We start from the raw sequence: 12987 nt of genomic DNA on the forward strand, positions 1-12987 counted from the left end.
CGGGGCCCTCACCCACAGGGCCCCGCCGACCCCCAGGCCCCCGTTTCAGACCACAGACTTACGACCCTGAGAGGGATTGACGCATAGTGCTCGACGTCAACTTCTTCGACGAGCTCCGGATCGGCCTGGCCACCGCTGACGACATTCGGCAGTGGAGCCACGGCGAGGTCAAGAAGCCCGAGACCATCAACTACCGCACCCTGAAGCCCGAGAAGGACGGACTCTTCTGCGAGAAGATCTTCGGCCCCACCCGGGACTGGGAGTGCTACTGCGGCAAGTACAAGCGCGTCCGCTTCAAGGGCATCATCTGCGAGCGCTGTGGCGTCGAGGTCACGCGCGCCAAGGTGCGCCGTGAGCGGATGGGCCACATCGAGCTCGCCGCGCCCGTCACCCACATCTGGTACTTCAAGGGCGTCCCGTCCCGCCTGGGCTACCTGCTGGACCTCGCCCCGAAGGACCTGGAGAAGGTCATCTACTTCGCGGCGTACATGATCACGTACGTCGACGAGGAGCGCCGCACCCGCGACCTGCCCTCCCTGGAGGCGCACGTCTCGGTCGAGCGCCAGCAGATCGAGAACCGCCGCGACTCCGACCTGGAGGCCCGCGCCAAGAAGCTCGAGTCCGACCTGGCCGAGCTGGAGGCCGAGGGCGCGAAGGCGGACGTGCGCCGCAAGGTGCGCGAGGGTGCCGAGCGCGAGATGAAGCAGCTGCGCGACCGCGCGCAGCGCGAGATCGACCGCCTCGACGAGGTGTGGAACCGGTTCAAGAACCTCAAGGTCCAGGACCTGGAGGGCGACGAGCTGCTCTACCGCGAGCTGCGTGACCGCTTCGGCACGTACTTCGACGGCTCGATGGGTGCCGCGGCGCTGCAGAAGCGCCTGGAGTCCTTCGACCTCGAGGAGGAGGCCGAGAAGCTCCGCGAGATCATCCGCACCGGCAAGGGCCAGAAGAAGACCCGTGCCCTCAAGCGGCTCAAGGTCGTCTCCGCGTTCCTGCAGACCTCCAACAGCCCCAAGGGCATGGTCCTGGACTGCGTCCCGGTCATCCCGCCGGACCTGCGTCCGATGGTGCAGCTGGACGGTGGCCGCTTCGCGACCTCCGACCTGAACGACCTGTACCGCCGTGTCATCAACCGCAACAACCGCCTGAAGCGGCTTCTCGACCTCGGCGCGCCCGAGATCATCGTGAACAACGAGAAGCGCATGCTCCAGGAGGCGGTCGACGCCCTCTTCGACAACGGCCGCCGCGGCCGCCCGGTCACGGGCCCCGGCAACCGTCCGCTGAAGTCCCTCAGCGACATGCTGAAGGGCAAGCAGGGCCGTTTCCGTCAGAACCTGCTCGGCAAGCGTGTCGACTACTCGGCGCGTTCCGTCATCGTCGTCGGCCCGCAGCTCAAGCTGCACCAGTGCGGTCTGCCCAAGGCGATGGCGCTGGAGCTGTTCAAGCCGTTCGTGATGAAGCGCCTGGTCGACCTGAACCACGCGCAGAACATCAAGTCGGCCAAGCGCATGGTCGAGCGCGGCCGCACCGTCGTGTACGACGTCCTCGAAGAGGTCATCGCCGAGCACCCGGTGCTGCTGAACCGTGCGCCCACCCTGCACCGCCTCGGCATCCAGGCCTTCGAGCCGCAGCTGGTCGAGGGCAAGGCCATCCAGATCCACCCGCTCGTCTGCACCGCGTTCAACGCGGACTTCGACGGTGACCAGATGGCCGTGCACCTGCCGCTGTCCGCGGAGGCGCAGGCCGAGGCCCGCATCCTGATGCTGTCCTCGAACAACATCCTCAAGCCGGCCGACGGCCGCCCGGTGACGATGCCGACCCAGGACATGGTCCTCGGTCTGTTCTTCCTCACCACGGACGGCGAGCTGCGCGACGTCAAGGGCGAGGGCCGCGCGTTCGGCTCCACGGCCGAGGCGACCATGGCGTTCGACGCGGGCGAGCTGTCGCTCCAGTCGCGGGTCGACATCCGCTTCCCGGTGGGCACCATCCCGCCGCGTGGCTGGACGCCGCCGGCCCGTGAGGAGGGCGAGCCCGAGTGGCAGCAGGGTGACAGCTTCCGGCTGACCACCACCCTGGGCCGCGCGCTCTTCAACGAGCTGCTGCCCGAGGACTACCCGTTCGTCGACTACTCGGTGGGCAAGAAGCAGCTCTCCGAGATCGTCAACGACCTGGCCGAGCGCTACCCCAAGGTCATCGTGGCGGCGACGCTCGACAACCTGAAGGCGGCCGGCTTCTACTGGGCGACCCGTTCCGGTGTCACCGTGGCCATCTCCGACGTCGTCGTTCCCGAGGCGAAGAAGGAGATCGTCAAGGGCTACGAGGCGCAGGACGAGAAGGTCCAGAAGCAGTACGAGCGCGGTCTGATCACCAAGGAAGAGCGCACTCAGGAGCTCATCGCGATCTGGACCAAGGCGACCAACGAGGTCGCCGAGGCGATGAACGAGAACTTCCCCAAGACCAACCCCATCTTCATGATGGTTGACTCGGGTGCCCGAGGAAACATGATGCAGATGCGGCAGATCGCCGGTATGCGTGGTCTGGTGTCGAACGCGAAGAACGAGACCATCCCGCGTCCGATCAAGGCCTCGTTCCGTGAGGGCCTGTCCGTGCTGGAGTACTTCATCTCCACCCACGGTGCCCGTAAGGGTCTGGCGGACACCGCTCTGCGTACCGCCGACTCGGGTTACCTCACCCGTCGTCTGGTCGACGTCTCCCAGGACGTCATCATCCGCGAGGAGGACTGCGGCACCGAGCGCGGCCTCAAGCTGGCGATCGCCGAGCGCGGCGAGGACGGTGTCCTGCGCAAGACGGGCAACGTCGAGACGTCCGTGTACGCGCGCTGCCTCGCCGAGGACATCGTGGTCGACGGCAAGGTCCTGGCCCCGGCCGGCACCGACCTCGGCGACGTCCTCATCGAGGAACTGGTCAAGCACGGTGTGGAGACGGTCAAGACCCGCTCGGTCCTGACCTGCGAGTCCGCCGTCGGCACCTGCGCGATGTGCTACGGCCGCTCGCTGGCCACCGGCAAGCTGGTCGACATCGGTGAGGCGGTCGGCATCATCGCCGCCCAGTCCATCGGTGAGCCCGGCACCCAGCTGACGATGCGTACCTTCCACACCGGTGGTGTGGCCGGTGACGACATCACCCAGGGTCTGCCGCGTGTCGTCGAGCTCTTCGAGGCCCGTACCCCGAAGGGTGTCGCCCCGATCTCCGAGGCCTCCGGCCGCGTGCGGATCGAGGAGACCGAGAAGACGAAGAAGATCATCGTCACCCCGGACGACGGCAGCGACGAGACGGCGTACCCGATCTCCAAGCGCGCCAAGGTCCTGGTCCGCGAGGGCGAGCACGTCGAGGTGGGCCAGCAGCTCACCGTGGGTGCCACCAACCCGCACGACGTGCTGCGCATCCTGGGTCAGCGTGCCGTCCAGGTCCACCTGGTCGGCGAGGTCCAGAAGGTCTACAACTCGCAGGGTGTGTCGATCCACGACAAGCACATCGAGATCATCATCCGGCAGATGCTGCGCCGTGTGACGATCATCGAGTCGGGCGACGCGGAGCTGCTGCCCGGCGAGCTGGTCGAGCGCTCGAAGTTCGAGACCGAGAACCGTCGTGTGGTCCAGGAGGGCGGTCACCCGGCCTCCGGTCGTCCGCAGCTGATGGGTATCACCAAGGCCTCGCTGGCGACGGAGTCCTGGCTGTCGGCCGCCTCCTTCCAGGAGACGACCCGAGTCCTGACGGACGCGGCGATCAACGCCAAGTCCGACAGCCTCATCGGCCTCAAGGAGAACGTCATCATCGGTAAGCTCATCCCGGCCGGTACGGGTCTGTCCCGCTACCGCAACATCCGGGTCGAGCCGACCGAGGAGGCCAAGGCCGCGATGTACTCGGCCGTCGGCTACGACGACATCGACTACTCGCCGTTCGGCACCGGCTCCGGCCAGGCCGTTCCGCTGGAGGACTACGACTACGGTCCGTACAACCAGTAAGCGGGCAGTCTGAAGGGCGGCCATCCCTCTTGGGGGGTGGCCGCCCTTCAGCGTGTCCGGGGGACGTCAGCGGGGCAGGCCCGCGTAGCGCCCCAGGGCGGTCAGCCGTATCTGGTGGCTCGGGTGGGAGGACAGCAGCCGGCCCAGGGGACCGGGCTCCTTGAGCTTCTGGCCCTGCGCGGCCAGGGCGGCCTTCTTCGTGGCCTGCTCGGTCTCCAGGTGGTACAGGACCTCGGCCAGCTCACGGGCGAAGCCCAGCTCGGCCGCCTGCTGGTCGGCGCGCAGTTCCCCGCGCCGGCCGGCGTAGGCCAGCAGGAACGGGGCGAGCACGAGCGGGATCACGATGTACCAGGCGACGACGGACGCGCAGAACACCGCCAGCGCCATGAACAGGCCCAGGACCAGTGTCGCCACGACGGAGAAGTACCCGGTGATCAGGAGCGCGAACGCCGCCAGCGTCCGGGTCACCGCCCAGGCGATCCGGCCGGGCAGGGAGTACCAGTAGCCGAGCAGACCGGCCCAGGCGTGGCCGCCGGTGTGGTGGCCCAGCTCGTGCGCGAGCACGGCGGCCAGGTTGCTGCTCGGGATCCGGTTGAGCGAGTACGTCGTGACGGCGACGACATGGCCGGCCACCGCGGCCGCGTTCAGGTCGTCGCTGTTCTGCACCATCAGCTGGTACGTGCCCGGTTCTATGCCCGCGCGCGCCGTCACCTCGTGCCAGACCGGCTCCAGCCGGGCCCGCTCATCCTCGGTGGGCCGGCGCAGCTTGAGCACGATGCGGGCGAAGGCCAGCTCGGTCGGCCGGTGGAAGACGAGCAGACCTGAGGCGACCCAGGCCAGGACCACCACCGTCCCCACGACGGTCCCGCACAGGCCGACCGCGACGGTGGCGACCAGGGCGAGGCTGACCAGGGCCCCCGGCGCCTGCACGGCCAGCCGCCCGATCGCCGTGATGTCGGCCCCCCGCTGGTGCTCGGCGACGTGCACCCGGGCACCGCGGTGACGGTATTCGAGGTCGTCCGGCGCGAACGCGGGCACGGGCGGGGCGGCGTCCGGGGGCAGCGCGGGCATCGGCGGCACGGCGCCACCGGTGACCGACGCCGGGGCCCCCGGGACGGGATACGCCGGAGGCAGACCGGGGAGCGCGGGCGCGTGCTGCTCGGGGTGGGCGGGGGGCTGTGCCGGGTGCGGCGGGGCGGAGGCGGGGTAGGCAGACGGCCGCGGCGGGTGGGCCGGGGCGGAGACCGAGGGGTCCGCGGGGTACCCCGGGTACGCCGGGGGTTGCCCCGGGTGTGGCGGCCCTGCGGGCGGAGCGAGCGGGGGCGTGGTGGTGTCGGAGTATCGAGGCGCGCCCGGTGGGTTCGCGTATCCGCTCGGGTACGGCGGCGCGCTTGGGGCGGCCGGCGTGTTGGGGTAAGCGGGTGCCGGGCCCGGGTAGGCGGGCGGCGCTGCGGGGGTGGCCGCGCCCGGGTATGTGGGTGGTGCGGAGGCGGGTGGGGTGGCCGGGGCGGTCGTTCCCGGCGTGAAGGGCGCGGCTGTCGGTGTTGTGGGGGGCGTCGGGCCCGGGTACGTAGGCGGTGCGACGGCGGGTGGGGTGGCCGGGGCCGTCGTTCCGGAGGTGAAGGGCGCGGCTGTCGGTGGTGCTGTCGGGGTGTTCGGGTATGCGGGCGGTGCTGCCGGGGTGACCGGGTCGGGGTAGGCGGGCGGTACCGCGGGGGTGGTCGGGCCTGGGTAGGCCGGCGGTGCTGCCGGGGCGGCCGTACCGGGGTATGCGGGCGGTGTCGCGGAGGTGGCCGGGCCCGGGTAGGCGGGCGGCCCGGCGGGGTTCCGCGGTTCAGGGGCGGCCGGGGGCGCCTGGGGCGGACAGGCCGGCGGGGCGGTCGGCGGGATCGCCGTGCCCGGGCGGGCGGCCGGTGCCGCCGGAGCGGTCGCGTTCGGGTACGCCGGCGGGGTCGGTGGTTCGGGGTACTGCGGTGGTGTGTCCGGCGGCTGGGGCATGAGCGGGCTCCTTCGCGTGCGGGGACGTCAGCCGACGAGCGCGGCAGTGGGCAACAGCAGGACACCGGCGGAGAAGGCGACCAGACCGGTACGGATCCACCGGTGCTTGGACGCCGCGATCCGGCTGTTCTCGGCGAGCGCCGCGAGCAGGGCGGCGCCCGGGTCCCGTTCGGTGTCGGCGAGCGCCTCGGCCAGCCGGCCCTCCCGGACCGCCTGGTGGATGTCGCCGAAGTAGCACAGGGGGCGCCCCGCCGCCCAGGTCCCGGCGCGGTAGCGGGGCAGTACCGCGAGCAGCAGCGCGAGCAGCGACAGGGCCAGCCCCGCCGCCCCCGCCCACCACAGCGCGGCCGCGGGGCCGGAGAGCCGGCCCGGCGACCAGTTCCGCCCGGCGACCAGCCCGGTGAACAGCCCGGCCGCCAGGCCCAGCGCCGCCACCAGGACGGAGGCCTTGGCGTCGGCCCGCGCTATCTCGTCGCGCAACTCGCCGAGCAGCCGTTCCGCGGTGTGCCGTACGGGCGCGCTCGGCGGTGTGGTGGTGTCGGGGGCGGTCATGGCGCGCCCGTCTCGGGCGGGTTCGTGTCCGTGCGCCACGGGGCCGCACCGGGTGCCGGCGGCACGGCCGGCGGGGGCGGCAGCGGCGGGACGGGCGGCGCGGCGGCGGGGGCCGGCCCGTCCTGCGGGGGTCCCGGAGGGGAGCCGTACGACCCGGCCGACCCCTGTGCGGCCGGGTCGTACGGGGCCGGGGCCCCGGGCGGTGGGGGAGGGGCGGTGGGCTGCGGGGGGACGTACGGCTGCGGCGGGGCCGGGGGCAGCGCCTGGGGCGGCGCCGACTGCTCGCGCATGAGGTCGTCGACGGAGCGCAGGACGGAGCGGGCCGCCTCGGCCTTCTCGTAGTCCTCCAGGGTGTCGCCCGCGATCAGTTCGAGTTCCTGGCGGATGGCGCCCAGCTGCTCCTTCTGTAGATTGCCGACGACCATCCCGGTGTCCCCGGGGTGGGCTGCGAGGTGCAGGGCCCACGTCGCGACGCCCCCGTGCTGGAGCCAGTACCGGTAGAACGCGATCTTCTGGGCGGCCAGCTCCTGGGCCTGCTGCTCGCGCAGCACCTCCAGCTGGTGGTCGAGCTGCGCCCGGCGCATCCGGAACTCGTGCTCGGGGTCGAGCATCTCCGACTCGTAGCGCAGGGTGCGCAGGCGCCGCCGGTGGGCGATCGCCTCGTCGTCCAGCCGTAGCCGCACGGCGCAGGTGACGTGCAGACCGGTGCCCGCGGCGAAGACGCCCTCCGCCGTGACCGCCTGCTGCACGGCCCGTTCGGCGCCCGGGCTGTCCTCGATGGAGAAGCCCCGGGTGACCGGGCGTGCCACCTGGTGCAGTTCCCGGGCGAGCCGGGTCGGCACGTCCCGTTCGCCGCTCGCCACGAGGGCCTTCGGGTCCGCCACCCGCCAGGTCAGGTCGGCGGTGCCGCTGAAGGAGAACGCGTCGTCGTCGCTGGGCAGTTCGAGTTCGAGCCGGACCGGGTGGCTGCCCATGTCCACCTCGTACACGGAGGTGTAGCGGCGGGTCGTGGCCTCCGCGCGGCTCGGGCGGTGCGGGGGCATGTAGACGTCGTAAGAGCCGCCCGCGGTGACGAAGACCAGGGCGTGGTCGATCGCGCCGACCTGCCGGCGCACGGTGTAGTCGAACCGCGAGATCGGGCGCACGGTCAGGACCGGGTCGATCAGCGCGGTGTGCCGGTCGGCGTTCTGCGACCACTCCGGTGGGCGGCGGAAGTCCGCCATGACTCAACTCCTCGTTTTCTCAGGGTCGTTCAGCGCTCGCCGGTGCCGGGTGCAGCACCGTGAGCAGGTGCTCGGCCATCGGCGGGCGGGGGCCGCCGTCCTGTGCGCGCATCGTGCGCAGTGCGTGGTCGAGGCGCTTGCGGTCGTCCGCGCTGACCACCAGGGCGGGCAGCAGCAGCTCCAGGGCGGTGGCGGCGTCCGCGCGGCGGGTGGCGACGTGCACCCAGGTCCGCAGGGCGGTCAGCGCCGCCCTGGTGTGGGTGCGGTCGTTGAGCGCGGCGCGCCACAGGGTGGCCAGGTCCCGGGCGGCGTCCTGCTGGTACATGCCGGTATCGGCGTACCAGCCGACGAGCGCGCCCTCCTCGTCGTTGTCGCAGGCGCGTGCGAAGGCGGCCAGGGCGAGGTCGCGGACCGCGGGCGTGTCCCGCTGCGACAGCCGTACGAACTCGGCGAGCACCTCCTCGCGGCGCGGCCCGGCGGAGAGCAGCAGGGCGGCGGACTCGGTGAGGTGGTCCTGCTCGGCCGGGCCGCTGGCGTCGATCCGGGCGCGGGCGGACAGCGCCTCCAGGACCGGGCCGGCGAGGTCGGGGCGGAGCGGGGCGAGCAGGCCGAGGGCGCGGATGGCGGTCCACCGCCGTCCCCGGTGGCCGTCGGTGCACCACTGGGTGAGCAGCCGCAGGACGATCGGCACGTCGAGCAGCTGGGCCAGCGCGAGCGTGTTGGCTGCGGTGACGCGCGGGCCGACGGCCTGCGCGGTGGCCCAGCCGTTGACGAGCAGCGCGATCGCCGAGGGCAGGTCGGCGGCGGTGAGCAGCGCGGCGGCCGCGGCGGCGCGGGTGCGGACCAGGGGACGGCCGTCGCGGGCCAGCTCCCGCAACCACTCCACCAGGGCCGGGCGGGCCGAGGGGTGCCCGGTCCACACCTCGGTGAGCAGGACGTGCGGGGTTCGTTCGTCGCGGAAGGCGGCCATGAACTGCGGGACCGGCCCCCACTCGGTCTGCTCCTGCCGTACCTCGCCGGCGGCTCGCGCGAGGTCGAGGCGGTCCTTGGCGGCCGGCCCGAACACCGGGACGGTGGGCGGCCGTTCGGGATGCTGCAACCGTTCGAAGTGCAGGAACAGCTTGTCGGCGAGTTCGGCGGCCAGTACGTAGGGCGCCTGGTCGAAGACGGCCAGCGCGATGATGAAGGCCTTGTCGCGCAGTCCCAGCTCCGGATCGCCGAGCCAGCTGCGGCACTGCTCCTCGACGGCGGCCTGCCCGAAGTCCGCGAGCCGTGCCAGCGCCTGGGGACTGCCGTCGTACGCCGTGAGCGCCCCGGCGAACGCGGCGGCCTCGGCCGGACGGCGGTCGGTGTCCGCGAGGAAGCGGGCCACGGGTGCCAGCGCGAGCAGGGCGTCGGCCTCGTCGGGCCGGTGCCGGCGCAGCAGCGCCCGTACGACGTCCTCGGCGGGCGGCGGTGCCCAGGGGCAGGGCGTGACCCCGGGCAGATGCGGCGAGTTCTCCACGGTCACGACGAGACAGCCGCCGGTCCTTGCCAGCTGGTCCCGGGCCGCGAACAGATGGGTGTCGCGCAGCGGGCGGTTGCGGCTGAGCGGCAGATCCCGCAGGACGTAGCCGCCGGGCTGGGTGAGCGCGCCGCTCAGCGCGGCGGGCGCGATCTCGGGGCTCAGCGCGTGGACGGCGGGGACACCCAGGCGGTGCACCAGCATCAGCGCGGCCGCGTTGCGCCCGGTGGCGTGGGCGCCGGAGAGGACCAGCACCCGCTCCTCGCGCAGCCGCTCCAGCGCGGCCCCGAAGGCGGGCCCCTCGGCGAAGACGGCGGCCAGCTCCTCGATCCGCTCGCGGGGCACCTCGCCGGACGCGTCGGGCGTGGTCCCCACGGGCCCGTGGTGGTGGATCTCCATACGGCCGCCCAGGTACACGTCGCCGTCCACCCGGCCACCCGACACACCGTGCTGGGAGCCGCCGACCAGGCTGCCGCCGAAGCGGGTGTCCTCGCCGAGGAAGAAGCCCGGGGTGTGCGCGACCAGTTCGCGCTGGGCGGCCCGTGCCTCGTGGCTGTTCTCCTCCTCCGGGTCCGGGCCGGCGGCGGGCCACGGGTCCTCGCCGGGGACCGGCCGGCCCGGCGGGGCCTGCTCGTCGGGGGCCGGATCGCCGACGGCGGCGGCCGCGGAAGCCGTCATGCGCCCTCACCCGCCGTGCCGCCGAGGTGCACGTCCCCGGTGACCTGCCCGCCGGAGACACCGTGCTGGTCCCCGGCCACCAGGCTGCCGCCGAACCGGGGCGATCCGCCGCCGAAGTCGAACACCACACCACCCGCGCCCGGCGACGCGGGTGTGGACGGCGCCTGGGCGGGTGCCGTCGGGGCCCCGGCGGCCGGCGACCCCGGTGCCGGGACGTCCCCCGACGTGCCCGGCACCGGGGCTTCCCCCGCCCCCGTCCCACCGTGGTCCGTGGCGCCGCTCGGCACCGGCCCGTGCAGCCAGGCGCGCAGCGGCCCGTTCTTGCTGGTCAGGGTCACCGGATGGAACTCGGCGGCCCGGATGCCGTGGTGGTCGTGACGCACGATCCCGGTGTGCACGCCCTCCGACACGCACAGCGCGAAACCGTTGTCCCGCTCCCGCAGCGCGTCGCGCAGCAGCGGGGCGTCCAGCAGCCGGCAGGCGTGGTTCAGGTCGGAACCGACCCAGCCGCCGTGCTCGTCCACGGCCACGTACCCGGTGGCGACCACGCCCCGCAGCCTGATCTGGGCGGAGCTCGACGCCAGCCGGTTGTACCCGTGCAGCCGGGCGGGCACCTCGGTGAGCAGGGCCCGCAGCAGCGCCGGGACGGACGCGCCCGCGTCGATCAGCTCCATGACGGAGTCGCCGCGGTCGGCCCGCTGCCGCAGCGTCTCGTCGATGCCGGCGCGTTCCAGCGCGCGGTCGGCGATGTCGTAGAGCACGCGCCGCAGATAGGCCTGTTCGACGTCGTCCCGGTCGCTGTACTTCTCGATGTCGAACAGCAGGATCGTCCGGCTCACGGGATCTTTCATGCTTGCCTCTCGGTCGGTGCCGTGGTGGTGGGGGCCGCGCCGCCGTCAGCAGGGTGGCGCCTGGCGCCGCGGGGGCGCGAGGACGAATGACCCACTGGGACTGTGACCGTGTGCACAGAGCGGGCGGCGGCCGGGGAGTGCGCTGTGTGCGCGGGCGCTCACTCCGGCGCGTCGGCCCGCGCGAGCCGCCGCAGCACGTCCGGTCGTACGATCACCAGCGCCCGGCGGCCGGTGCGCACCACATCGCGCTCCCGCAACTCCTTCAGCAGGCGCTGCACCGCCTCGCGCGAGGCGCCGACCGAGCCGGCCAGCTCCTGCTTGCTCAGCGGCACGGAGAGTTCGACGCCTTCGGCGGTGCGCCGGCCATGGGTGCGGGCGAGGTCGAGCAGCAGGGTGGCGAAGCGCTCCCGGACGGTCATGGAGGCGAACTCCAGCCGGCGCCGGTCGGCGGCGCGGGTACGGTCCGAGGTGAGGCCGAGCAGGGCGAAGGAGACGGCGGGGGAGTGCGCCAGGAACTCCGTGAACCGTTCGCGCTGCACGGCCACCGCCCGCACCTGCTCCAGCGCGGTCACGGTGGCCGAGCGGGTACGGCCGGTCAGCGCGGCCGACTCGCCGATGATGTCGCCCGGCCCGCGCAGTGCGAGCAGTGCCTCGTAGCCGTTGGCCGCGGCCGCGGTCACCTTGGTCCAGCCCTGCACGAGGACCAGGACGTGGGAGGACGGCTCGTGGTGGTGGATGAGCACGGACCGCGCGGTGAAGGTCAGCTCCCGGCCCAGCGCGAGCAGCGCCGCCCGGTCCTCGGCCTCCAGCCGGGCCAGGAACGGCACCCGGTCGTCGAGACCGCCGTCGTACGGAGTGGACGCGGTCCACTTGCTCGCCATGCCGGTTCCCCCGAATCGTTCACCGCGGTGGACGGATCAACGTACTGAAAGGGCATTCGGCGGCAACCCGGCAAGAGCGGAATCCGGCCAGGCGGCGGAGACCGGGGAGCGGGAGCGAGCGAAGGAGTGCGACCAGCCGCGACGCCGTGCTGTGGCGCCCCGCCGCCGGGTGGCGGACGATGGGGACAAAACCATGCTGACGAGGTGGGAAAGTCCAGCGTGTCGGGGGCTGCTCCATTTGTTTTGACCGAAGTCCGTGAGGTAGGTACTCTCAGACCTTGTGCCTGGGGTGTGCCCTGGCTGCTGTGCGTGCCTTGAAACCGTATGGCGAGCCGCTACCGGCCACCGTAATTCGCGCCCTTTTCGCCTTGCGGCGGGAGTCTGGCGGATTCGACACACCCGACCGCGTGGGTCGGCGACGTTCCAGGTTAGCTGTACCCATCGGCACACAGAAACCGGAGAAGTAGTGCCTACGATCCAGCAGCTGGTCCGCAAGGGCCGGCAGGACAAGGTCGAGAAGAACAAGACGCCCGCACTCGAGGGTTCCCCTCAGCGTCGCGGCGTCTGCACGCGTGTGTTCACGACCACCCCGAAGAAGCCGAACTCGGCCCTGCGTAAGGTCGCGCGTGTGCGTCTGACCAGCGGGATCGAGGTCACCGCTTACATTCCGGGTGAGGGACACAACCTGCAGGAGCACTCCATCGTGCTCGTGCGCGGCGGCCGTGTGAAGGACCTGCCGGGTGTTCGCTACAAGATCATCCGCGGCTCCCTCGACACCCAGGGTGTCAAGAACCGCAAGCAGGCCCGCAGCCGCTACGGCGCCAAGAAGGAGAAGTAAGAATGCCTCGTAAGGGCCCCGCCCCGAAGCGCCCGGTCATCATCGACCCGGTTTACGGCTCTCCTCTGGTGACCTCGCTGATCAACAAGGTGCTGCTGAACGGCAAGCGCTCCACCGCCGAGCGCATCGTCTACGGCGCCATGGAGGGTCTGCGCGAGAAGACCGGCAACGACCCGGTCATCACCCTCAAGCGCGCCCTTGAGAACATCAAGCCGACCCTCGAGGTCAAGTCCCGCCGTGTCGGTGGTGCCACCTACCAGGTTCCGGTCGAGGTCAAGCCCGGCCGTGCCAACACGCTGGCGCTGCGCTGGCTGGTCGGTTACTCCCGCGCCCGTCGCGAGAAGACCATGACCGAGCGTCTGCTCAACGAGCTCCTCGACGCCTCCAACGGCCTGGGTGCCGCTGTGAAGAAGCGCGAGGACACGCACAAGATGGCCGAGTCCAACAAGGCCTTCGCGCACTACCGCTGGTAGTCG

Annotated in this window: 9 protein-coding genes; 3 read left to right on the forward strand and 6 right to left on the reverse strand. The window is 72.2% G+C overall.

Features of this window, described 5'->3' with window-relative positions:
- The first annotated feature begins 86 nt into the window (after nt 1-86).
- A complete protein-coding gene (locus BLW85_RS23090; protein ID WP_070026329.1) occupies nt 87-3986 on the forward strand; it encodes a DNA-directed RNA polymerase subunit beta' in 3900 nt (1299 codons plus the stop codon).
- Between the two features lie 66 nt (nt 3987-4052).
- Here the strand turns inward: BLW85_RS23090 and BLW85_RS23095 are convergent, their stop codons facing one another.
- The 6 genes from BLW85_RS23095 to BLW85_RS23120 form a co-directional block, all read right to left on the reverse strand.
- Nucleotides 4053-5057, reverse strand: a complete 1005-nt coding sequence (locus BLW85_RS23095) for a M48 family metalloprotease (protein WP_079172395.1) — start codon at nt 5055-5057, stop codon at nt 4053-4055.
- Between the two features lie 954 nt (nt 5058-6011).
- Nucleotides 6012-6536, reverse strand: coding sequence for a Pycsar system effector family protein (locus tag BLW85_RS23100; protein WP_070026328.1), 525 nt, complete (start codon nt 6534-6536; stop codon nt 6012-6014).
- Nucleotides 6533-7759, reverse strand: coding sequence for a hypothetical protein (locus BLW85_RS23105; RefSeq protein ID WP_070026327.1), 1227 nt, complete (start codon nt 7757-7759; stop codon nt 6533-6535). Before BLW85_RS23105 ends, BLW85_RS23100 begins: the two co-directional genes overlap by 4 nt.
- Nucleotides 7760-7778: 19 nt before the next feature.
- Complete coding sequence (locus BLW85_RS23110; protein WP_074993011.1) at nt 7779-9941, reverse strand: hypothetical protein; 2163 nt, start codon at nt 9939-9941, stop codon at nt 7779-7781.
- On the reverse strand, nt 9938-10792 hold the full coding sequence (locus BLW85_RS23115) for a hypothetical protein (RefSeq protein WP_074993012.1): 855 nt from the start codon (nt 10790-10792) through the stop codon (nt 9938-9940). Before BLW85_RS23115 ends, BLW85_RS23110 begins: the two co-directional genes overlap by 4 nt.
- A 158-nt stretch (nt 10793-10950) precedes the next feature.
- Complete coding sequence (locus BLW85_RS23120; RefSeq protein WP_070026324.1) at nt 10951-11673, reverse strand: Crp/Fnr family transcriptional regulator; 723 nt, start codon at nt 11671-11673, stop codon at nt 10951-10953.
- 466 nt (nt 11674-12139) lie between these two features.
- On the opposite strand from BLW85_RS23120, the gene rpsL reads away from it, so the two are divergent.
- Nucleotides 12140-12511, forward strand: coding sequence for a 30S ribosomal protein S12 (rpsL, locus tag BLW85_RS23125; protein WP_003948652.1), 372 nt, complete (start codon nt 12140-12142; stop codon nt 12509-12511).
- A 2-nt stretch (nt 12512-12513) separates the two neighbouring features.
- Entirely contained in the window at nt 12514-12984 is a 471-nt protein-coding gene (gene rpsG / locus BLW85_RS23130; protein ID WP_003998848.1) for a 30S ribosomal protein S7, read from the forward strand.
- The last annotated feature ends 3 nt before the right edge of the window (nt 12985-12987 follow it).

Origin of the sequence: Streptomyces misionensis, from assembly GCF_900104815.1 — a bacterium.
Lineage (GTDB): Bacteria > Actinomycetota > Actinomycetes > Streptomycetales > Streptomycetaceae > Streptomyces > Streptomyces misionensis.